This is a genomic window from Serratia sp. CY33525, from assembly GCF_052169115.1.
GTDB lineage: Bacteria > Pseudomonadota > Gammaproteobacteria > Enterobacterales > Enterobacteriaceae > Serratia > Serratia sarumanii.
This window is the reverse complement of the sequence record NZ_JBJNLK010000009.1, coordinates 39132-60201: the sequence shown is the minus strand read 5'-3', so window position 1 is coordinate 60201 and position 21070 is coordinate 39132. Positions and strand designations below refer to the sequence as shown.

The 21070-nt window shown below is 59.9% G+C and carries 19 protein-coding genes; 10 read left to right on the top strand and 9 right to left on the bottom strand.

Features of this window, described 5'->3' with window-relative positions; all coding sequences use genetic code 11:
* The first annotated feature begins 51 nt into the window (after nt 1-51).
* Genes pqqA through pqqF form a run of 6 tightly spaced genes read left to right on the top strand, consistent with a single transcriptional unit; the run spans nt 52 to nt 5588 of the window.
* Nucleotides 52-129 (top strand): pyrroloquinoline quinone precursor peptide PqqA, encoded by a 78-nt coding sequence (gene pqqA, locus ACJ8IM_RS19945; RefSeq protein WP_004937827.1) that lies wholly within the window; start codon nt 52-54, stop codon nt 127-129.
* Nucleotides 130-186: 57 nt separating this feature from the next.
* Nucleotides 187-1098: a pyrroloquinoline quinone biosynthesis protein PqqB gene (pqqB, locus tag ACJ8IM_RS19940; RefSeq protein ID WP_060428303.1), complete on the top strand. Its 912-nt coding sequence runs from the start codon at nt 187-189 to the stop codon at nt 1096-1098.
* Between the two features lie 9 nt (nt 1099-1107).
* The gene (gene pqqC, locus ACJ8IM_RS19935; protein ID WP_033634535.1) at nt 1108-1863 is read left to right on the top strand and encodes a pyrroloquinoline-quinone synthase PqqC; all 756 of its coding nucleotides are present in this window, start codon (nt 1108-1110) and stop codon (nt 1861-1863) included.
* Nucleotides 1863-2141, top strand: a complete 279-nt coding sequence (pqqD, locus tag ACJ8IM_RS19930) for a pyrroloquinoline quinone biosynthesis peptide chaperone PqqD (protein ID WP_033653178.1) — start codon at nt 1863-1865, stop codon at nt 2139-2141. Before pqqC ends, pqqD begins: the two co-directional genes overlap by 1 nt.
* Complete coding sequence (pqqE, locus tag ACJ8IM_RS19925) at nt 2134-3270, top strand: pyrroloquinoline quinone biosynthesis protein PqqE (RefSeq protein WP_033653180.1); 1137 nt, start codon at nt 2134-2136, stop codon at nt 3268-3270. Before pqqD ends, pqqE begins: the two co-directional genes overlap by 8 nt.
* A gap of 2 nt (nt 3271-3272) precedes the next feature.
* Entirely contained in the window at nt 3273-5588 is a 2316-nt protein-coding gene (gene pqqF, locus ACJ8IM_RS19920) for a pyrroloquinoline quinone biosynthesis protein PqqF (RefSeq protein ID WP_101455599.1), read from the top strand.
* A gap of 405 nt (nt 5589-5993) precedes the next feature.
* Here the strand turns inward: pqqF and ACJ8IM_RS19915 are convergent, their stop codons facing one another.
* The 6 genes from ACJ8IM_RS19915 to ACJ8IM_RS19890 form a co-directional block, all read right to left on the bottom strand.
* Nucleotides 5994-7379 carry a purine-cytosine permease family protein gene (locus ACJ8IM_RS19915; RefSeq protein ID WP_033655045.1) on the bottom strand — a complete coding sequence of 462 codons (1386 nt, stop codon included), beginning with the start codon at nt 7377-7379 and terminating at the stop codon, nt 5994-5996.
* 162 nt (nt 7380-7541) lie between these two features.
* Entirely contained in the window at nt 7542-9008 is a 1467-nt protein-coding gene (locus tag ACJ8IM_RS19910; RefSeq protein ID WP_033655043.1) for an aldehyde dehydrogenase, read from the bottom strand.
* Between the two features lie 11 nt (nt 9009-9019).
* Entirely contained in the window at nt 9020-10057 is a 1038-nt protein-coding gene (locus ACJ8IM_RS19905; RefSeq protein WP_033648300.1) for an LLM class flavin-dependent oxidoreductase, read from the bottom strand.
* Nucleotides 10058-10076: 19 nt separating this feature from the next.
* Nucleotides 10077-11006 (bottom strand): flavin reductase family protein, encoded by a 930-nt coding sequence (locus ACJ8IM_RS19900; protein ID WP_033655042.1) that lies wholly within the window; start codon nt 11004-11006, stop codon nt 10077-10079.
* Nucleotides 10993-11820, bottom strand: a complete 828-nt coding sequence (locus ACJ8IM_RS19895; protein ID WP_033655041.1) for an alpha/beta fold hydrolase — start codon at nt 11818-11820, stop codon at nt 10993-10995. Before ACJ8IM_RS19895 ends, ACJ8IM_RS19900 begins: the two co-directional genes overlap by 14 nt.
* On the bottom strand, nt 11792-12394 hold the full coding sequence (locus ACJ8IM_RS19890; RefSeq protein WP_033648297.1) for an amino acid synthesis family protein: 603 nt from the start codon (nt 12392-12394) through the stop codon (nt 11792-11794). Before ACJ8IM_RS19890 ends, ACJ8IM_RS19895 begins: the two co-directional genes overlap by 29 nt.
* 338 nt (nt 12395-12732) lie before the next feature.
* On the opposite strand from ACJ8IM_RS19890, the gene ACJ8IM_RS19885 reads away from it, so the two are divergent.
* Both ACJ8IM_RS19885 and ACJ8IM_RS19880 read left to right on the top strand, forming a co-directional pair.
* A complete protein-coding gene (locus tag ACJ8IM_RS19885) occupies nt 12733-13527 on the top strand; it encodes a GntR family transcriptional regulator (protein WP_229601729.1) in 795 nt (264 codons plus the stop codon).
* 1 nt (nt 13528) lies between these two features.
* On the top strand, nt 13529-13825 hold the full coding sequence (locus ACJ8IM_RS19880) for a DUF1330 domain-containing protein (protein WP_033655039.1): 297 nt from the start codon (nt 13529-13531) through the stop codon (nt 13823-13825).
* Nucleotides 13826-13910: 85 nt separating this feature from the next.
* On the opposite strand, the gene ACJ8IM_RS19875 is transcribed toward ACJ8IM_RS19880, so the two are convergent.
* Nucleotides 13911-14225 (bottom strand): AprI/Inh family metalloprotease inhibitor, encoded by a 315-nt coding sequence (locus ACJ8IM_RS19875; protein WP_033648294.1) that lies wholly within the window; start codon nt 14223-14225, stop codon nt 13911-13913.
* A 98-nt stretch (nt 14226-14323) separates the two neighbouring features.
* A complete protein-coding gene (locus ACJ8IM_RS19870; protein WP_033648293.1) occupies nt 14324-15763 on the bottom strand; it encodes a serralysin family metalloprotease in 1440 nt (479 codons plus the stop codon).
* A 933-nt stretch (nt 15764-16696) separates the two neighbouring features.
* On the opposite strand from ACJ8IM_RS19870, the gene ACJ8IM_RS19865 reads away from it, so the two are divergent.
* A complete protein-coding gene (locus tag ACJ8IM_RS19865) occupies nt 16697-18790 on the top strand; it encodes a putative bifunctional diguanylate cyclase/phosphodiesterase (protein WP_033655038.1) in 2094 nt (697 codons plus the stop codon).
* Here the strand turns inward: ACJ8IM_RS19865 and ACJ8IM_RS19860 are convergent.
* Nucleotides 18787-19983, bottom strand: a complete 1197-nt coding sequence (locus ACJ8IM_RS19860; RefSeq protein WP_033655037.1) for an MFS transporter — start codon at nt 19981-19983, stop codon at nt 18787-18789. The two genes, ACJ8IM_RS19865 and ACJ8IM_RS19860, sit on opposite strands and share 4 nt — an antisense overlap.
* 149 nt (nt 19984-20132) lie before the next feature.
* Between ACJ8IM_RS19860 and ACJ8IM_RS19855 the strand changes: the two genes are divergently transcribed.
* Nucleotides 20133-21050 (top strand): ABC transporter substrate-binding protein, encoded by a 918-nt coding sequence (locus ACJ8IM_RS19855; RefSeq protein ID WP_101455598.1) that lies wholly within the window; start codon nt 20133-20135, stop codon nt 21048-21050.
* The last annotated feature ends 20 nt before the right edge of the window (nt 21051-21070 follow it).

Sequence of the window (21070 nt, the reverse complement as noted above, 5' to 3'; positions counted from 1 at the left end):
ACGTTTCTCATTGGGTTCGACTTATTACGATGCATGCAAAGGAGCACCGCTATGACTACCTGGACTAAACCTGAGTTTGTTGATCTGCGTCTGGGGCTGGAAGTGACGCTGTACATTTCCAACCGTTAATCGCCCGTCTGCCCGCCTTTCGCGCGGGCATTTCTTTCCTTCTTTTCTGGTTTAGACATGCAGATAAAAGTTCTCGGCTCGGCGGCGGGCGGCGGCTTTCCCCAGTGGAATTGCAACTGCGACAACTGTCGGGGCGTTCGCGACCACAGCATCAGCGCCACGCGCCGCACGCAGTCCTCCATCGCCGTCAGCGACGACGGTAAAAACTGGGTGCTGTGCAACGTTTCCCCGGACATTTGCCATCAGCTGCTGGCCTCGCCCGAATTGAATAATCCCGAGGTGCTGCGCGGCACCGGCATCGGCGCGATCGTGTTGACCGACAGCCAGATCGATCACAGCGCGGGCTTGCTCAATTTGCGCGAGGGCTGCCCGCATCACGTCTGGTGCACCCCTGAAGTGCATGACGATCTCAGCACCGGTTTCCCGGTGTTTCCCATGCTCTCACACTGGAACGGCGGCCTGATTCACCACCCGGTGACGCCCGGCGAGCCGTTCCGCACGATGGTCTGCCCGAACGTGCGCTTTACCGCCATTCCGCTGCTCAGCAACGCGCCGCCCTATTCGCCGTTCCGCGATCGCCCGCTGCCGGGCCACAACGTGGCGCTGTTTATCGAAGATACCGCGCGCGGGGTGGCGCTGCTGTACGCGCCGGGCCTGGGTGAGCCGGACGAGGTGCTGCTGCCGTGGCTGCGCCGCGCGGACTGCCTGCTGATCGACGGCACGCTGTGGCGCGACAACGAGCTGGCCAACGCCGGCGTGGGCCGCAATACCGGCAAGGACATGGGGCATCTGGCGCTGGCGGAAGAACACGGGCTGGCGGCCCTGCTCGCCACCTTGCCCGCCAGGCGTAAGATCCTGATCCACATAAACAATACCAACCCTATCCTCAATGAAGACTCGGTAGAGCGGCAAAGCCTGACCGCCGCCGGCATTGAAGTGAGCTGGGACGGCATGAATATCGAACTGTAGGGAACCGCCATGACGCAACCACTGCCCCTGACTCCGCCGGCATTTGAAGCGGCGCTGCGCGCCAAAGGCGCTTATTACCATATTCACCACCCGTACCACATCGCGATGCACAACGGCGAAGCGACCCGCGAACAGATCCAGGGCTGGGTGGCCAACCGGTTCTACTACCAGACCAGCATTCCGATCAAAGACGCGGCGATCATGGCCAACTGCCCACAGCCGGAAACCCGTCGCAAATGGGTGCAGCGCATCCTGGATCACGATGGCTACGGCGGCAGCGAAGGCGGCATCGAAGCCTGGCTGCGCCTGGGCGAAGCCGTCGGGCTGCAGCGCGACGCCCTGCTCTCTGAAGAATTGGTGCTGCCGGGCGTGCGCTTCGCGGTGGACGCCTACGTCAATTTCGCGCGCCGCGCCTGCTGGCAGGAAGCGGCCTGCAGCTCGCTGACCGAACTGTTCGCGCCGCAAATCCACCAATCGCGCCTCGACAGCTGGCCGCAGCACTACCCGTGGATCGACGCCGCCGGCTACGACTATTTCCGCAGCCGCCTCGGCCAGGCCAACCGCGATGTGGAACACGGCCTGGCGCTGGCGCTGGACTATTGCGACACCGTAGAAAAACAGCAGCGCATGCTGGAGATCCTGCAGTTCAAGCTGGACATTCTGTGGAGCATGCTGGATGCCATGAGCATGGCCTATACCCTGAACCGCCCGCCTTACCACAGCGTGACCGCCGCGCGGGTATGGCACAACCAGAGGCTGGTGTAATGACGCTGAACCCTGAACACACCCCCGTCTTCCGCCGCGGCTATCGCCTGCAATGGGAGCAAGTGCAAAACAGCCACGTGATCCTCTACCCGGAAGGCATGGCCAAGCTGAACGACAGCGCCGCCGCCATCTTGCAACTGGTCGACGGCCACACCACGCTGAACGGCATCATCGCCCTGTTGAGCGCCCGCTTCCCCGGCGCCGAAGGGCTGGCGGAAGACGTGCTGGAGTTTTTCCAGCGCGCCTACGAACAAAAATGGGTGACCTTCCGTGACTGAAGCGCGCGCGCCGGCGGTGAACCCGCCGCTCTGGCTGCTGGCGGAGCTGACCTACCGCTGCCCGCTGCAGTGTCCGTATTGCTCCAACCCGCTCGATTTCGCCGCGCAGGAAAAAGAGCTGACCACCGCGCAGTGGATCGAGGTGTTTCGCCAGGCGCGGGCGATGGGCAGCGTGCAGCTCGGTTTTTCCGGCGGCGAGCCGCTGGTGCGTAAAGACCTGCCCGAGCTGATCGCCGCCGCGCGCGAGCTCGGCTTTTACACCAACCTGATCACCTCCGGCATCGGCCTGACCGAGAAGAAGCTGCAGACCTTCGCCGATGCCGGGCTGGACCATATCCAGATCAGTTTTCAGGCCAGCGATGAAACGCTGAACGCCGCGCTGGCGGGCTCCGCCAAGGCGTTTCAGCAGAAGCTGGCCATGGCTAAGGCGGTCAAGGCGCTCGGCTATCCGATGGTGCTCAACTTCGTGCTGCATCGCCATAATATCGGCCAGATCGACCGCATTATCGAACTGGCTATCCAGCTGGACGCCGACGACGTCGAGCTGGCGACCTGCCAGTTCTACGGCTGGGCGCACCTCAACCGCGAGGGCCTGCTGCCGACCCGCGAGCAGATCGCCGACGCGGAAGCGGTGGTGAAACGCTACCGCGAACGCATGGCCAACGACGGCAAGCTGGCCAACCTGCTGTTCGTCACGCCGGACTACTACGAGGAGCGCCCCAAAGGCTGCATGGGCGGCTGGGGCGCCATCTTCATGAGCGTAACGCCGGAAGGCATGGCGTTACCCTGTCACAGCGCCCGTCAGTTACCGATCGCCTTCCCGTCGGTGCTGGAGCACGATCTGCAGCATATCTGGTACCACTCGTTCGGGTTTAACCGCTATCGCGGCTATGACTGGATGCCGGAGCCGTGCCGTTCCTGCTCGGAGAAAGAGCAAGACTACGGCGGCTGCCGCTGCCAGGCGTTCATGCTGACCGGCAACGCCGACAACGCCGATCCGGTGTGCGGCAAATCGCCCCACCACGGCACCATTCTGGCGGCGCGGGAAGCGGCGAATCGCTCGCAGATCGGTATCGATCAGCTGCGTTTTCGCAATCAGGCCAACTCTCGTCTGATTTTCAAGGGTTGACGATGACACCCGCCGCCGCCTCGTGGCAGCTCGACAACGGTTTGGCCGTCAAGGCGATAAGCGATCCTGCCGCCGCGGGCGCCGCCGCGCTGGTGCGCATTGAAGCGGGCAGTTTTCAGGCGCCCGTCGCCTGGCCGGGCCTGGCGCATCTGCTGGAGCATATGTTGTTTCGCGGCAGCGCGAACTACGGCGTGCAAGATGGTCTGATGGCCTGGGTCGCCTCGGTGGGAGGCCGGCTGAACGCCACCACCCAGGCCTCGCAAACCGCCTTCTTCTTCGAGGTGAGCGCAGACCATTTGGCGCCGGGGCTGGCGCGGCTGAGCGATATGCTCGCCGCCCCGCAGCTGGCGGCCGAGGCGATCGCTCAGGAGATTGAGGTCATCGACGCTGAATATCGCCTGCTGCGCGCCGATGTGGAAACCCGCTGCGAAGCCGCGCAGCGACAGATGTTCAGCGGCCTTGACGCAATGCATCGCTTTCATATCGGCAGCCGCGCCGCCTTCGGCAGCGATATTTCCGCGTTGCAGCTGGCGCTGCGGCAGTTTTATCAGCGCTATTTTCGCGCGCCAAACCTGACGCTGTGGCTGCAAGGCCCGCAATCGCTGGCGCAGCTGCATGCGCTGGCCCAGCGCTACGGCAGCCGGCTGCCGGCGGGCAACGGCTCACCGCACGAGAGCTCACCGCCGCTGACCGCTGCGGAAGATTACACCCTGACGCTGCCCGGCACGCCGCAGCTGAGACTGGTGTTTGCCCTGCCGCGCTCCCATTCGCGCGGCTGGCTGCGGCGGCTGGAGCGCCTGCTGCTGGACGAAGCCCCCGGCGGGCTGCTGGCCCGGCTGCGCGCTCAGGCGTGGTGCGATGCCGTTCGGCTCGATTATTCGCGCTGCAGCGAGAACAACGCGCTGCTGAGTTTTATCTTTACCGTCAATCACGGTTCAGCCGCTGAGGCTGCCTGCATCGAAAGCGCCCTGCTGGCGTGGCTGCAGGCGCTGCAGGTGCTGACACCGGCCCAGCTTGCGCATTACGAGCGGCTGGCAAATCGCGATTTCCACCGTTTGGCGCCGCTCGACCAGCTGCGTGCCAGAGCGTTTAGGCTGCCGCCGGCGGAGCCGAACGACGATTGGCCACGGCATATTGCGGCGTTGATTAGCGCGCCGCGCCGTCGCCTGGCCGTGCGGCCCGAAGGCGGCGGTGAAACCCGTGAAATTCAAGGGCTGCCGCTGGCGCTTGGCCCCTTCGCCGGCGCCGCGCTGACGGCTACGACTGAACCCTTCCGCTTTTTCTCCTCCTCGGCGGCGCTGCCGCCCCCGACATTACCTGCCGGCCTGGCGCCGGTGCGGCATCTGCGCCCCGACGAAGCGCAGCCGGTGCTGCTGCTGCTGCCGACGCCGTCCAGCCCCTTCAGTGATGCACAGGCCTACGGCTTACAGGCGGCGCTGCGCACCGGGGCGGCCGAACTGGCGCATCGGGAAGGACATTTAAGCTTCGAACGCCACCAGGGTGCGTGGCTGCTGCAGCTGGCGGGCAGCCCCACGCTGGTCTGCCACGGGATGAGCGAGGTGAACCGGGCTCTGGCGGCGTTGCCGTCGGCCATTCTCAACGAGGCGGCGAGAAACCTGCGCCATACGCAGTTGCAAGAGCAAAACGACATCGCCATTCGTCGCCTGCTGGCCCAATTGCCCGCGGCGCTCAGCGCGCCGACAGCAACAACGGTGCAGTGGCATGCCACCTTAGTCGGCGGCGATGGCGAGTTAAAACGGCAGCTGTCGCACCTGCTGTACGACTTCCCCTATCCCGTGGCCGCCGAGCCGCCGCTGCCGATATATCAGCATCATCGCCCCGTCACGTTGACGGAAAGCGGCGCCGAACACGCCTTGCTGCAGTTTTACCCGCTGCCGAACGGCGAAGCCGAAGGCCGTTGGGCGCTGCGCGTGCTGGCCCAGCTTTACGCGCCGCGCTATTTTCAGCGGTTGCGCGTGGATCGCAACGTGGGCTACGTGGTGCAATGCGCCTTCCACCGCTGCGCCGATGCCGAAGGCCTGCTGTTCGCGCTGCAATCCCCAACGTTCAACGTTGAACAGCTGCGGCAGTTAACCGACGAATTCTTACTGCAAATGCGTCATGAGCTGGCGCACGTGGGCGCAAACGAGCTGGCGCAAACGCAACAGGCGCTGCGGCAAAGCGCGCAGCGCCTCAGCGCCGAGCCATTGCAACGCGCCCGCGAAATCGCCCTGGAAAATCACGCAATCATTGCCGCCGAGCCCATGACATTGACGCAACTGGCCTATTGGCAGCAGCGGCTATTCGCCGCAGGCTGATGTTGCGTCGGAGCCAACCCGACGCAATATAAACGTAGCGAAACAACTGATAACCGGGGGGAGATATATCTCAATAATCGTGTTCCCTCCTGTAAGAATTACATCGGGAAATCATTTGAATAACAGCATGTTGATTAATCGCCTGACCGACTTCTTCCTTTTCCTTTTATGGCAGGCATATATTCTTCGCTTTTTCATTCTTTTAAACTCATAAGCTAGCGATATATAAAACACCATGAGCAGCAACATTAATATAACAATCATAAGTTAGCCCAAATCCATTTAGCCATTTCATATGATTATTATCTAATTTAATAAATTAAAAAATTAGAAACATCCTGTTCTAAAAATTACTTTATCATATCACTCAAACTGGCCTTTTATGCTGGCAGGGATACAGGAGGATTATAATTGCACCGCCCAGTTAGCCCGTCGCGAACAACACAATGGGTAGGCGATGCCGGTCAGCACCATGCTGATCACCCAGGAAATGTCTGCGCCCGGGATCAGATTGGCGTAAGGGCCGGAGAAGAACGCGTTCTCGACGAAAGGCACCTGCACCGCAATACCGCCGAAATAAACGCCGAGCGCGCGGGTGTTGAGCAGGCCGTAGCGCCCGCCGTCGGCGCTGAAAATGGCCGAAATGTCATAGCGTTGGCGGTTAAGCAGGTAAAAATCAATCAGGTTGATCATGCACCAGGGGATCAGCACCGAAATCAAGGCAAAAATCAGGTTCAGGAACAGATGAACGAAGTTGGCCGAGGCAACCAGCGCCACCCACACAGCCCCCAGCAAAATCAGCGCCGAGAACAGCGTGCGTATACGCGCATTCGGCATCCACTGCGGTAAGAAGGTTTGTACCGCAGTGATGAGTGAAAGCACCGCGCCGTACAAATTCATCGAGTTATGGCAGATGATGTTGATCAGAAACAGCACCATCAGCACCGGCCCCAGCCCTCCCGTCGCCTGGCGCACCGCCTCCATGGCATCGTCGCTGCCGGCGACCAGATTGACCGCCACCACGCCGAACACGAAGGCCAAAATGGTGCCGCTGCAGGCGCCCAGGTAGGTATACAGGAAGGGTTTGGCAATGCCGACTTCCGCCGGCAGGTAACGCGAATAGTCTGACGTGTAGGGCGAGAAGCTGATTTGCCAGACGGCGCCGATGCAGAACGTGGCGAACCAACCGGCAATGCTGAACGATCCCCGCTGCCAAAAATCCGCCGGCAGCGGTTGAGAAAACATCAATACCAATCCGAGAATCAGCGCGCTGCCCATCACCCAGGCGCCGATTTTGTTGATCTTGTGGATGAAACGGTAGCCCACCACCCCGATCAGCGTTGCCAACACCGCGCCAATCACCGTCGCCACGCCCATGCTCAATGACGGGATGACGTTATGGATGACCTTGCCCGAAAGCGTGATGTTAGAAATAAAGAACCCCAGATAGATCACCGTGGCGAACACGATCACCAACAGCGAGCCGTAGCGGCCAAACTGCGACCGGCTCTGCACCATTTGCGGTATTCCGACCTGTGGCCCCTGGGCAGAGGTCAGCGCCAGAAAAATACCGCCGAACAGGTGGCCGGCGATAATCGCGCTCAGCGCCGAGAGAATATCGAGATGAAACGTTTGTGTGGAGATGGCCCCGGTCACCACCGCCAGCGGCGCAATATTGGTGCAAAACCACAGGGTAAACAGGCTGCGGGCATGGCCATGACGCTCCCCGGCGGGAACAAAATCGATCGACTTGTCTTCAATAAACGCGGTCTGCTCTGGCTGAGAGTTCATATATCCCCCGGTTAACGTGGATTATTATTTTTTACAGCGTGTTAGGGTGCGAATAGGTCGAAAAAAGCGTGCGTCTGCCCCGGCGACATTGCGGTCGCCTGTATCAATGCGATGAAAACGGGGCTGCCGGCGCGACCTGAGATCGCGCCTGATTGCGCTGACTCAGCGCATGACAAAGGGATCGTCTATCGGATCGTCGCTGGTGCGCAGCCACACCGTCTTGCTGGTGGTGTATTCCAGCGCGGCGTCAATCCCGCCCTCGCGGCCAAACCCCGACTGGCCGTAGCCGCCAAACGGCGCCAGTGGCGATACCGCTCGATAGGTATTCAGCCACACCACCCCCACCCGCAGGCGACGGGTCACCCGATGCGCGCGCGTCAGGTTCTGCGTGAAAATGCCGGCCGCCAGGCCATAGGCAGAATCATTGGCAAGCTGAATAGCCTCCGCTTCGTCCCTGAAGGTCAACACCGACAGCACCGGGCCGAACAGCTCTTGCTTCACGCACTCGGCGTCGGGTTGTGCGCTGCAATCGACAATCGTCGGCGGGTAGTAAAAGCCCGGTGAGTCGATCGCCGCGTGGCCAATCACCAGTTTTGCCCCCTGCTCCAGCGAACGGCTGACGATGGCGGCGATCCGCTCTTGCTGCTGCCTGGTGCAAAGCGGCCCGAACTGGGTGTCCGGGCGATCCGGCGGCCCGATGCGGATGCTGCGCACCTTCTCCGTCAGCCGGGCCAAAAACGCGTCCTTGATGCTTTCCGCCACCAGCAGGCGCGAGCCGGCTACGCAGCTCTGGCCCGACGCGGCGAAAATGGCCGCCACCTGCGCATTCGCCGCGCTGGTCAGATCCGCATCATCGAAAACGATAAACGGCGATTTTCCGCCCAGCTCCAGCGAGGTGCTGGCGAGGTTTTCCGCACTGCCGCGAACGATGTGCTTCGCGGTTTCCGCGCCGCCGGTAAAGGCGATGTGGTCTACCTGCGGATGCGCCGTCAGCACCGCACCGCATTCGGCGGCAAAACCGGTGATCACATTGCATACGCCGCGTGGAAAACCGGCCTCGTCTATCAGTCTGGCGAACGCCAGCAGCGGCGCCGGCGCGGTTTCCGCCGCTTTGACCACCAGCGTGCAGCCGGCGGCGATCGCCGGGCCGATTTTCACCGCCGCAAGAAACAGCTGGCTGTTCCAGGGCACGATCGCCGCCACCACCCCGATCGGTTCGCGACGCACCCAGGTTTCCATGTCGGCTTTGTCGATCGCCAGCACGCTGCCTTCCATCTTGTCGGCCAGGCCGGCGTAGTACCGGTAGTATTCCGCCACATAAGCGATCTGCGCCTGGGTTTCCCGGATGATCTTGCCGGTATCCAACGTTTCCAGCCGCGCCAGCTCGGGGGCGTGCTGCTCCAGCAAGTCGGCCAGCCGCAACAACAGCTTGCCGCGCGCGCCGGCGGTCATATCGCGCCACTCGGCACCCTGGAACGCCCGGTGCGCCGCCGCAACGGCGCGATCCACATCCTGCGCGCGGGCTTCCGCCACCTGCGCCCAGGGTTCGCCGCTCGCCGGGTTGATCGAGTCGAAGGTGGCCGAACCGGCGTCAAACCGGCCGTCGATGTAGAGTTTGAACGATTCCATCAGCGCCTCCGTCAGTGAAATTCCGGCATCACGCAGCGAATGAACCGCTCCAGAGAGGCCTTTTTACGCGCAAAGCTCATGCCGCTGTCGATCCACAACGCAAACTCGTCATACCCCAGCGCCTCATATTTTTTCAGCCGCGTAATGACCTCATTGGCGGTGCCGATAGCCAGGTTGGTGCGCATCATCTCGGCGGAGTAATAGGTATTGGCGGCGATCTCTTCGTCGCTCAGCGGCTGAATCAGCCCTTGCCGCACCGGCCGCTGGTTCTTGAACCAGGCGCCGAAGTAGTGGTAGAAACGGTTGAGCTCTTCCGCCGCCAGGCGGGCGTCCGCCTCATCTTCCGCTACGTAGCCATGCTGCAATAGCATGATCTTCAGCGGCTGCTCGGCGGCGAAGCGTGCACGCGCCTCGTTGAAACAGGTCACCAGCCGCACGATCTCCTCTTCCCCTTGATGCAGTGGCGTAACCTGAACGTTGCAGCCGTTTTGCACCGCAAATTCGTGGCTGTTGGGATCGCGCGCCGCCACCCAAATCGGCGGATGCGGCTGCTGTTTCGGCAGCGGCGACGAGGTGGTCGCCGGGAACGACCAGTATTCCCCCTGATGGGCATAGTCGCCCTGCCACAGTTTTTTCACCGCCGGGATCAGCTCGCGCATGCGCTGCCCGGCATCCCAGGCGGTCAAACCGGGCATCAGCCGTTCGTATTCATAGGAATAGGCGCCGCGCGCGATGCCCAGCTCCAGCCTGCCGCCGGTGATGATGTCGGTCATCGCCGCCTCGCCCGCCAGACGGATCGGGTGATTGAACGGCGCAATGATGGTGCCGGTGCCGAGCCGCACCCGCGAGGTGCGCCGGGCAATGTCCGCCAGATTGATGAACGGATTCGGCGCAATGGTGAAATTCATGCCGTGGTGCTCGCCGGTCCAGATGGCGTGCATGCCGCCGCGATCGGCGATTTCACACAGCTCGATCATCTCCTGGTAGAGCTTTTCCTGCGGTTCGTCGGGTAACGTTCGTTCCATATGCACGAATAAAGACAGTTTCATCACACTCTCCCGTTCAGCCTCAACCGGCGAATTGCTTGATGGCACCGCTGTGCTCATCGCCATAATAGATACCGTAATTGCCCACGGCGTTTTCTTTGACGAACCGGCCCAGCATCGATCGCAGCGCCGGATCCTTGATCGGCAGCCGCGCCAGCGTCGGCATGTCGAACCATTCCGCCGCGCTCAGCTGCGGCGTCAGGCTGCCGGCGTCGGTCGGCAGCGCGCACAGGAAAACGATGTGTTGCTGGTGCTTTTGGCGGTCGTCATAGACGGAATAGACGAAGCCCGGATGGGCATTAATGCCCAGCTGTTGCAGCAGCTCCCCCAACGTTTCGCTGACGCTGCGTTTCTCCACCGCGCTGGACGGCAGTTGATAGCCGCCGTCATTTTGCCGCACCATCACGGCGTGCCCTTCAAACTCGATCAACGCGCTTACCACCACCTGCGGCCCGCCAATCAGCGACTGCGCGTTTTGATAAGGCGTGAAATAAGCGCCGCGGTAATACCCCAGACCGGCGGTGGCGTTGGACTCGAACCCTTCGACCTTGCCGATCAGAATGGCATGGTCGCCGGCGTCCACCACCTGATGCAGCGAGCAGTCGAACCACGCCGAACTGTTATCGATCAGCGGCACCCGTGACGCGCTCCAGCGCCAATCGATCTGCGCAAAGCGGTCTTCGTTCTTTTGCGCAAAGATGGTTGAAGCCTCTTTCTGCTGTTCCGCCAGAATATTGATGGCGAAATGGCTGCACTGGGTAAAATGCGCCAGATTCGCCGAACGTTTATCGATGCTCACCAACAGCAGCGCCGGATCCAGCGACACCGACGAAAACGAATTGGCGGTGAAGCCAATCGGCTTCCCCTGCTTGTCTACCGAGGTCACAATGGTGACGCCGGTCATAAAGGCACCGAAAGCGTCGCGCAACTGCCTGCGTTTATCCGCGTCCATTTGCCGCTCCTAAAGTCAAAGGTTGCTCTGAGGTCAGAAAATCGAGCATCAGCGCGTTGACGCGTTGCGCATCGGTCAGACTGACCATGTGTTTGGCGTTCTCAATGATTACCGCGCGCCCGTTCGGTGCGGCCTGCGCCATTTGCCGCGCCATCTCCGGGCTGGAGTTGGCGTCGTGCTCGCCGGTCAGCACCAACACCGGGCAGCGGATAAGGTGCCAACGCTGGGCATACACCCGATCGCCGGTAGCAAACGCCTGATAGGCGCGGGCGTAGCCCGATATGTCCACCTGTTGCAACCAGCCGCCCACCTGGCGGCGCAGACGCTGTTCGGCGGGATCGGCGCCAAACCACCGGCTCAGCGGCGAGTCGAGCTGCGTCTGGCCGCTGGCCAACGCGCTGGCGCGTTGCGCGACCGCGGCGCTGGCCTTTGCTGAGCGCTGAAACACGCCGCTCATCACCACCGCGCGATTGACCCGCTCCGGATAATCGATCGCCAGACCGGCGGTGATCAACGCCCCCATCGAGTGCCCCGCCACCGCAGCGCTCGGCGCGCCCAGGGTGTTTAAGAAGGCCGCCATCCAGCGCACGTAATCCTCCAGCGTCGCGGCGTGGGCGAAGCCTTCGCTTTCTCCGTGGCCCGGCATATCGACGGCGATGACCCGAAAGTGCGCGCTGAGCGCATCGAGCTGGGGATACCAGGCCTCCGCGTTCATGCCTACGCCGTGGATCAATACCAGCGGCTCGCCACGCCCGGCCTCCAAATACCCCACCCGCAAAGCGGGTTCAGACAGCTGCCGGATTGTTCTGATCATGGCCCAGCTCTTTCAGATCCAGATAACGGTTGCCGATGCGGTGGTGCGGCCGCCCCCCCAGCGCCGCGCCCAGTGCGATGACGATTTCATCGTCGAAGGGCGCGTCGTTGATGTTGAACTGAAATGTCAGGTAGTGCTCGCGGCTGCCTTCGTCGTTTTTCCCCATCATCGGGATCAGGATCGGCGCGTTGGCCGGCCCGCGGGTATTGTTGAACGCCAGATAGCTCTTGCCGTTGACCGCCGAACGGTAGTGGTTGCCGAAATGCAGCGTGTGGATCAGCGCCGAGGCATGTTCCAACTCGCCGCCCAGCCCCACCACCGCGCTTTTGCCGAAGGCTTCCACCCGCTCGCCGGAGCCGGCTTCTTTGAGGATCAAACCGGTCAGCAGCTCGCCCAGCACCGGCGCCATTTCTCGAATCTTTGGCGCCAGATCCTCGACAAAGCCTTGCCCGGCCCAGGGGTTTTTGATCACCGCCGCCGCCGCGATCATCACCAGCGGTTTACCCGCCGATTTGCCGCCGTCGGCGTAGAGGGTTTCTGTGGAAACCAGGGTCTTGCGGATGTCTTGATGCATAAGGGACCTCGAAAAGTAAATCAAATGTTAATCAGATGTCGCGAGTCGAGGGTATAGCATCGGGCAGATTGGTATGTCAAAATTTGGTATACCATAATACGGTATTCTTATTTTCACTTGAGGCGGTAGAGCACATTTGAAAATAACAGCGGTTAATCAATGCATTAGTAAATTTTCGTGGACTTTGGCAGGGAATGAAACGCCGGCCACAACCGCGTCCGCTCAGCACCCTGTGCCCGTGCCGCAGCCGTTGAGCCAGCGGCTATCGGCACCGAAAAGCGGTTTTTTTAGGCTATCTTTCGATTTTGTGAGCTGCGGCAACATTCACCGTTTTGGCGATGCGGCGCGAAATCGGCCGCCGTTGCTTTGCAGGTTGGAAAGATGTTAATAGTACCGGGCAAACGGGAATTCGCGTCGTTATCCGGATTAATGATGATCCACAAAAAATAGAGACAATTATGGTTCAGGCGTCATTGAAGATTGAGAATGCACCGGTCACCTTGCGCGAATTGGCATTGGCGAAAATTAGGCAGGCGATTATCTCAGGGTATTTTCAGGCCGGCGATCGTTTGGTGGAACGCAGCCTGTGCGAGGAGCTGGGCGTCAGCCGCAGCGTGGTGCGCGAGGTGATCCGTTATCTCGAAGCGGAGGGGCTCATTGAAACGCTCGGCAAGAAAGGGCCGATTGTCGCTATTCTGACCTGGGAAATTGCCGAGCAGATTTATACTATTCGCCTGCTGCTTGAACAGGATGCCGCTCACGACTGCGCCTTGAAAGCCGGGCCGGAAGATAAAAAGAAACTGCATGAAAAATTAATTGCGATTAATCAGGCGTCGGCCGGGCAGGACGATATTCAGCGCGTTGAAGCCTCGCAGGCTTTTTATGAAACCATTTTCCAGGTGGCCCATCACGCCATTGCCTGGGAAATCGTTCAACGCCTGAACAGCCGCATCAGCCGCCTGCGCGCCCTGACCCTGAAAACCCCGGAGCGCCAGCTGGCCGGCTTCGAGCGCATGACGCGCATTTATCACGCCATCGAACGAAACAATCCGACGCAGGCCAGGCAAGAAGTCATCGATCACCTGACCGAGGCCGCCGCGCTGGCCAAGCGCATTCTGCAACAGGAGTCCTGAGATGCCCGCTTACTGGATTGCCCATGTTACCGTGAAAGATCCGCAGCAATATCAGCATTACATGGATTTGGCGCCCCAGGCGTTTCGCCAGTTCAACGCCCGTTTTCTCGCCCGCGGCGAACAGGCGCAAACGCTGGAAGGCCCATCGTTTGTGAAACATGTGCTGATCGAATTCGACGACTACGCCACCGCGTTGGCCTGCTACCATTCGCCGGCCTATCAGTTGGCGAAACAACAGCGGTGCCACGTGGCGGAAGCCATGATTACCATCGTCGACGGCTTGCCGCCCGCCCATTAAAAAGCCCCGCCGTTACGGCGGAGGCTGGGTGATGTGAGGCGTGATAACCGCGTTCAGAAGCGCCGGGTCAGGCCGGCGTTTTCCGCTAGTTATTTCTCTTCAGGATCTTCCCAGTTTCAGCCCAGATCTGGCTGCGATAATGATCGTCTTCCTGAGAGAAGAAAAGTACGGTCAGCCCATCCTTGTCCAACAGCGCAATGCCATCGGGAGCAGGACGCCACGCCACAGGCTCTTGCGGCAAGACGTCGGGCGTGCAATCAGATAAAAATTTCAGGCTATAGCCGCCGGCCGATTCCACACTCTCCGCGTTGAGCTGCACAACACAAGACTTTGATTTATCACTGACCGTCCACTGCCCGGATAGCGTTTCGGCGGAAGGTAACACCAGACTGCTTGCCATAGAGGCTCCTGAAAACAAGAAAATTATTCCGACAAGAATAAATTTGCACATAGCTGGCCCATGCGAAACGGTGGGCACCATCGCCCACCGCTGCCGTTTTACACGATAAAGTCAACAGCGACGTCGGCCTGCCCGACGATGTGCACCAGGAAGTCTGGATTTGCACCGCCATGGATATTGAAGGCCAATTCACTCAGATTGCTCTGGGTATCATAGGATACCAGCGCCTCACCGGCCTGCCCGCTGAAATGATCGACAAACTGAATGAAATCACTGCCTTTAGCGCCTTGGTTGAAGAAGGACAGATCGATCTTGTCCTTGCCTGACTCAAAGTCCCAAATGGTATCAGGAGCCCGAACAGGCGAGTCATTCACATCAGAGAAGACAAAAATGTCGTTGCCTTGCCCTCCCCATAATTGATCCTGGCCCGCTCCACCGTAAATGACATCGTTGCCGGCGCCGCCTTTGAGCGTATTGTCTGCGTGATTCCCAACAATGACGTCATTACCTGAGCCCCCTATCGCGTTTTCGATAGTGACGCCAGCGGCGATGGAAACATTCCCTTTTAATCCCCCGACGTCGGAGAAAGCGCCTTCGTTCAAGTTGATACGTTGATTTTGGCTATACCCCGAGAAATCAAGGGTATCATTACCGCCTGCATCCCAAACAGACATCACCAGTTTGTCGTGGCTGTCGTTGAGCGTATAGAAGTCTCGGCCTGTATTTGAATTAAACCCGTAAACGGTGTCGCCGGTTCGGGTGGTCATATTGGCGCCGTAAAGATGCTGAATAGCCGCGATATCATCAACCAGCGGCGCAGCGGCATAGTAATGGCCATGATCCGCATTGGTAATGGATTCATTCCAGTAACTCATTACGCTAAACTGCCGGGTATCTTCGGCGTAAACTGCCTTGGTATAATTTGGGCTGCCTTGCCCCGCATTATAAGTGCCCGGGTGATCTAACCCGAGAGTATGGCCAACTTCATGGGTAATGGTTAAGCGGCCGTAATTACCTAGCTCAGGATGCAAATTTTCGGAGTGATTCTTAATGTTGTACCAACTTTGCCCATCAGAATTGAACCCCCTGTAATCATTGCCATTATATGAGAACGGTTTCAAAGCATACGCTTGTCCTGTCCCCTCATAATTGCCAAAGGTAATATTGGAGGGTTGGCCTGCGGCAACTTCGACAAATTTGATGTTGGCAACATCGGCCCAGGATTGCAAAGACAGCTTCGCCTGTTCTTGTTGCTGTTGCGTGAACGCGCTCAGCCCCGTATCACGTTCCGGGGAGCGGTGGCCCAGGTTCAGTTCGTTATAATCCCAATCCGGGAAGGAATAGGTCACCGTCGCCTCTTTTCCCGTGACGTGCACGCCATTCCAGGTTTTATCGCCGCGCGCGATCTGCAACCCCGCCTGATTTATGTCATAAGACGGTTTGTTATTTATCGTCAGACCATTTCCGCGCTCATGGTAGTGAATAAGATCGTTAACGCTGTCCCAACCCGTTTCGTTTCCATTCATGGTATTACCCATAACTTTCTCCACAAAGTAGCTAGTATTGCTATGACATCCGAAATGTCCCTTGGGGATAATCAAGATCCTGAGAATAGCGATCACCCGATACGCCCCACTCTTTTTGCCTATCCCTTTACAATTGACTTTTAACTACCCGATGCCTCCTTACCCATGATTGAGAACTGATGCAACTGCGTGAGATCGCGATATGTCCGTGCAAAATGCACGGAAATAATAGGCGCATTGATCCGGCAAGGGTGTGATTCCAGAGTTTGCGCGTTGAGGCTAAGTTGAGATGCCGCTCAAAGGAGCGGATGACAACGGCCGTTCGATACCTTGTCTCGTTGCCAGAGACCACAGCAGACGTGGTCTCGTGTTGTGACCGTTGCCTGTTATCCGAACCGTTACCCGAAGAAAATTACGTGAATGCATTTGCGCCACCATCCAGTTTTGCTAATGATTATCATTCGCGAGGCTATCTCACACGTAAGCAAAGTGTCAACAGATGAAACAAAACATTTCTTGATTTGCATCATGATTTTTTCGCTAAGCCCCAGTGAACGGGCGACGACGGGCGTTGCAGAGTGCATAAAATGGCGTTTATCACCGTCTGGACTGCGGTTTTTGTCAGTATTACCGCATAGAGCAGGCAGAATACCGTTCGGAAGTACATCATGGCGACTGAACATTTGGCCACAGAGAAACATCAGGAATGATTAATTTTCACGGCAATAACGCGGCGTGGTCCGATTACTTATTTTTCGCTGCAATATAAGGGATGCTTATAAATAACAGGAGTATTCCTAATGCGCTCACGCGGGATGTATTCCATGCTGGCGGGCCGATTTTTAGCCGCGCCCGCTGGCTATTCCCATTTTAATTGGCAAGACTATATTGAAAGAAGCTCTGCCCTAGAGCGAGAATATGGGTAATTTTCCGAGGAAATACCGCATGACCCTGTTGCCCAAGCAGAGCAATAACAAAAATCCGATTGATCTCTATGGCGAAATCGTAGACGACTTGCCCGGCCTGATTTGCTTCGGCAACCGCCTTGGCGGTTACTTCAATAAACAGTGGCGCGACTATACCGGCGCCATCGCCGGTGAACACGGCGCCGCCGACTGGCTCGATGCCCTGCACCCCGACGATCGCGAGCGGCTGGCCGCGCAATGGCGCCAGGCGATCGTGGCCCTTTCCTCGTTCGCCGGCGAAGCCCGCCTGCGCGATCGCAGCGGCGCCTACCGTTGGTTTATGCTGGCGTTCAACGCCCGGCAGGATGGCATGGCGCTGGAGCTCAGCTGGTACCTCACGGCGACCGACATCCATCCGCAAATGCTGCAGCGCCAGCAAAACGTTCAGGCGCTCTCTATCCAGCAAGACATGCTGGACGCCAGCGTCGACTGCATCAAAGTGATCAATCACGACGGCACGCTGCGCCACATGAACCGCTCCGGCAGCCTGGCCCTTGGCCTTGATCCGGCGCAAAAAGAGTTTGGCATGCCCTGGCTGGGGCTGCTGTCGCCCGAGATCCGGCGCCGCGGCAGTAAGGCGCTGCGCAGCGTCAGAGCCGGAAAGAATGCGCGCTTCACCGGATTGAGCGTGACGCCGCAGGGTAAAAAACAGCACTGGGACAACATTCTCACGCCGGTCAGCGACGAACACGGCGCCGTGGCCGAGATCTTGTGCGTCTCGCGCGACGTGACTTCGCAGCGCGTGATGGAACAACGTCTGTTGCTCGCCAGCGAATATGACGAATTGACCGGCCTGCCCAACCGGCGCCTCTTCAAGAAAAAGCTGAAGCAAGAGATGAAGCGCGCCCTGCACGGCAACAAGTCCCTCGGGCTGATGCTGTTGGATCTTGACCACTTCAAGCTGGTGAACGACACGCTGGGCCACGCGGCGGGCGACCATCTGCTGCGGATCTTGGGTAAAAGGCTCAGCGCCTGCATGAATACGCACTCGTTTGTCTCCCGCCTCGGCGGCGACGAGTTTGCCGTGGTGATCAGCGACGTCGAAAACGAGCAGGATATTTTCCGCATCGCCAACAAGTTTCTGCTGCAGCTGGAGACGCCGATCACCCACGGCGGCAAGACGCTGCATTGCGGCATGAGCCTCGGCGGCGCCATCTATCCCAAAGACGCGCGCGACGCTTCAGAGCTAATGAAATGCGCCGATACCGCGCTGTATGAGCTGAAAGACGGCGGCCGTGGCGGCGTCTATATGTTCGACCGCAAAATGATGGACAAGGCGCGCGCCCGCGCCAGCCAGCTCAACTACGCACGCCAGATCGTGCGCGACAACTGCATCCGTCCCAGCTACCAGCCGAAGGTCTGCCTGACCGACGGCAGCATCGTCGGCTTTGAAGCGCTGCTGCGCTGGCACTGCCCGATCAACGGCGTGCAGCTGCCGGCAACGGTAAGCGAGGCGTTCAACGACTACGAGCTGGCGACCAAGATCAGCGAGGCCATGCAGCTGAAGGTCTTCGCCGATATCGCCCGCTGGCGCGCGGCCGGCGTGGCGGTGCGGCCCATCTCGCTGAACGTGTCGCCGATCGAGTTTTTACGCGACAACTACGCCGAAACCTTCCTGCAGCGCCTGCTGAAGTTCCACATTCCCCACCCTCTGATCGAACTGGAAGTGACCGAACACGCGTTCAACAAGCACGGCTCGAAGTACGTGCTGCGCGCGCTGCAAATGCTCAAGGAGATGGGCATCCGCATCGCGCTGGACGATTTCGGCACCGGCCACTCCTCCTTCAGCCATATCATGGATTACCCGCTGGACTGCATTAAGCTGGACTGCGACTTCGTTCAACGGATGAATACCGAACCGGCGATCCTGGCGATCGTGGAAAGCATCGGCATCCTCGGCCAAAAACTGTCGATCGATATCATCGCCGAGGGCGTGGAAACCGAGCAGCAGCGGCAAACGCTGTGCGAAGCCGGTTTCCATATCGGCCAGGGTTATTTGTTCAGCCGGGCTGTGGAATCCCAGCGGGTGCCCGAGCTGCTGCAGGCGATGCCGCAACTTGTCGACGGCCGTTAAGCGCCCCGCCGTTCGTCGAACGGCGCCAGCTGCATGCCGACCAGCGTCACCACGCAGATGAACGCCCCGGCGTAGAAGGTGGAGGCGGAACCGAACAGCTCCCACAGGGTTCCGGCTCCGAGACTCGCCAGCAGTAGCGCCACGCCGCTGATCAGATTGAACATGCCGAACGCGGTGCCGCGCAGGTGCGCCGGCGCGGTATGCGCCACCATCGCCGCCAACAGTCCCTGCGTCATGCCCATGTGCACGCCCCACAGCGCCACGCCAAACAGCACCCCGCCCCAATGATCGCTCAGCGCCAACACCACATCGGCGGCGATCAGCACCAGCAGCCCGGCTTTCAGCAATCCTTCATGGCTCATGCGATCGGACAGTTTACCGAACGGATAGGCCGAGCAGGCGTAGACCAGATTCATGGCGACCATCACCAGCGGGATCAACGCCAGCGGCGTGCCGCCCTGCTGCGCCTTCAGCACCAGGAACGCTTCGCTGAAGCGCGCCAGCGTGAAGACGGCACCGATGCCCACCACCCACCAATAGCCGCGCCCCAGCAGCCGCAGATTGGCGCGGGTGATCGGGTTGGTGCGCTTGTGGGTTATCGCGGCGGCCGGCTCTTTCAGGCCGAAAAACAGCAGCACAATCGCCAGCGCCGCCGGGATCGCCGCCACCCAAAAGATGGCGCGAAAATCGTTGTGCCACAGCAGCATCAGGCCGACGGCCAGCAGCGGCCCTAAAAAGGCACCGACGGTATCCAGCGACTGGCGCAGCCCGAAGGCCGCACCGCGAATCTCCGGCGGCGTCACGTCGGCCACCAGGGCATCGCGCGGCGCCCCGCGGATGCCTTTGCCCACGCGATCCAGCAGGCGCGCGCTCATCACCATGCCGGACGACGACGCGATGGCGAAAAACGGTTTGCTGATGGCGCCCAACCCGTAGCCCAGCAGCGCCAAACCTTTGCGCTTGCCGAGGTAATCGCTCAGCACGCCGGAGAACACCTTGACGATCAATGCCGTCGCCTCCGCCAGCCCTTCGATCAGCCCGATGACGATGACGCTGGCGCCGAGCGTCGTCGCCATAAACAGCGGCAGCAGGCTGTGGATCATTTCCGAGGAGACGTCCATCAGCAGGCTCACCCCACCCAACACCCACACGCCGCGCGGTATGCGGCCCAACGTAGCGAAACGCGACAGCATGGTTCATCCTCGAGAGATTCAGCGCCACCGGCGGCGCTTCATGACATTTCCAAGATTGGATAGTTGATTTTGTTCGTTCACAGATCTGCCGCCTTTAGAGATAGTGCAACGACCTTGTGACACCCATAATAATGAAGGTAATTAACATAATGATATATAGCAAAAAGATGATTGTGATGGCGGCGCTGCTGAGCTTTTCCGCCGCGGCCGCGCCAGGGGTGGATCTCGTCGCCAACGAAACGCCGATCCACACGGTGAAGAGCGCCGAAGCCGTGGCCAAAATCCCCGCCGGCTTCCGGTTCGTGGAACCCGGCACGCTGACGGTGGCCATTTCCCTGCTGGGCAGCGGCCCGCCGTTCGGCCTGTACGCCCGCGACAATAAAACGGTGATCGGCAGCGAGGCGGACATCGCGCGCCTGATGGCCGACGGCTTGGGATTGAAACTCAAGCTGGTGCCCACCTCGTGGGAAGACTGGCCGCTGGGGGTGGCCTCCGGCAAATATGACGCCGCGGTTTACAACATCACCGTAACCAACGAACGCAAGACCAAATTCGATTTCGCCACCTATCGCCAGGATACGCTGGGTTTCTACGTCAAATCCGACAGTAAAATCACCCAGATCAACACCGCGCCGGATATCGCCGGCAAGAAGATCATCGTCGATTCCGGTACCAATCAGGAAGCGGTGCTGCTGGCCTGGGACAAGGAGAACCGCGCCAAGGGGCTGGCGCCGCTGCAGCCGGTGTACGTCACCGACAAGGCCGCCTCCACGCTGGCCATTCAGTCCGGCCGCGCCGACGCCACCTTCGGTCCCAACGTCTCCGGCGCTTATCAGGCGCGGCTGACCGGCAAAACCCGGCTGGTAGGCATCGTGCCCGGCGGCTGGCCGAAGACCGCCAACATCGCCGTCACGCTGAAGAAAGGCAATGGCCTGGTGGATGCGGTGCAGGCATCGCTCAACAGCGCCATCGCCAACGGCAGCTATCTGCAGGTGCTGGATCGCTGGGCGGAGAGCGACGAGAAGATCGCCCATTCGGAGATTAACCCGCCGGGGCTGGGGGATTGAGAGAGCAACAGGCTCCGCGC

What these genes read in the sequence shown, in the direction of transcription:
- pqqA (WP_004937827.1), top strand. Translation starts at nt 52, where the DNA reads ATGACTACCTGGACTAAACCTGAGTTTGTTGATCTGCGTCTGGGGCTG.
- pqqB (WP_060428303.1), top strand. Translation starts at nt 187, where the DNA reads ATGCAGATAAAAGTTCTCGGCTCGGCGGCGGGCGGCGGCTTTCCCCAG.
- pqqC (WP_033634535.1), top strand. Translation starts at nt 1,108, where the DNA reads ATGACGCAACCACTGCCCCTGACTCCGCCGGCATTTGAAGCGGCGCTG.
- pqqD (WP_033653178.1), top strand. Translation starts at nt 1,863, where the DNA reads ATGACGCTGAACCCTGAACACACCCCCGTCTTCCGCCGCGGCTATCGC.
- pqqF (WP_101455599.1), top strand. Translation starts at nt 3,273, where the DNA reads ATGACACCCGCCGCCGCCTCGTGGCAGCTCGACAACGGTTTGGCCGTC.
- ACJ8IM_RS19915 (WP_033655045.1), bottom strand. Translation starts at nt 7,379, where the DNA reads ATGAACTCTCAGCCAGAGCAGACCGCGTTTATTGAAGACAAGTCGATC.
- ACJ8IM_RS19910 (WP_033655043.1), bottom strand. Translation starts at nt 9,008, where the DNA reads ATGGAATCGTTCAAACTCTACATCGACGGCCGGTTTGACGCCGGTTCG.
- ACJ8IM_RS19905 (WP_033648300.1), bottom strand. Translation starts at nt 10,057, where the DNA reads ATGAAACTGTCTTTATTCGTGCATATGGAACGAACGTTACCCGACGAA.
- ACJ8IM_RS19900 (WP_033655042.1), bottom strand. Translation starts at nt 11,006, where the DNA reads ATGGACGCGGATAAACGCAGGCAGTTGCGCGACGCTTTCGGTGCCTTT.
- ACJ8IM_RS19895 (WP_033655041.1), bottom strand. Translation starts at nt 11,820, where the DNA reads ATGATCAGAACAATCCGGCAGCTGTCTGAACCCGCTTTGCGGGTGGGG.
- ACJ8IM_RS19890 (WP_033648297.1), bottom strand. Translation starts at nt 12,394, where the DNA reads ATGCATCAAGACATCCGCAAGACCCTGGTTTCCACAGAAACCCTCTAC.
- ACJ8IM_RS19885 (WP_229601729.1), top strand. Translation starts at nt 12,733, where the DNA reads ATGCGGCGCGAAATCGGCCGCCGTTGCTTTGCAGGTTGGAAAGATGTT.
- ACJ8IM_RS19880 (WP_033655039.1), top strand. Translation starts at nt 13,529, where the DNA reads ATGCCCGCTTACTGGATTGCCCATGTTACCGTGAAAGATCCGCAGCAA.
- ACJ8IM_RS19875 (WP_033648294.1), bottom strand. Translation starts at nt 14,225, where the DNA reads ATGGCAAGCAGTCTGGTGTTACCTTCCGCCGAAACGCTATCCGGGCAG.
- ACJ8IM_RS19870 (WP_033648293.1), bottom strand. Translation starts at nt 15,763, where the DNA reads ATGGGTAATACCATGAATGGAAACGAAACGGGTTGGGACAGCGTTAAC.
- ACJ8IM_RS19865 (WP_033655038.1), top strand. Translation starts at nt 16,697, where the DNA reads ATGACCCTGTTGCCCAAGCAGAGCAATAACAAAAATCCGATTGATCTC.
- ACJ8IM_RS19860 (WP_033655037.1), bottom strand. Translation starts at nt 19,983, where the DNA reads ATGCTGTCGCGTTTCGCTACGTTGGGCCGCATACCGCGCGGCGTGTGG.
- ACJ8IM_RS19855 (WP_101455598.1), top strand. Translation starts at nt 20,133, where the DNA reads ATGATATATAGCAAAAAGATGATTGTGATGGCGGCGCTGCTGAGCTTT.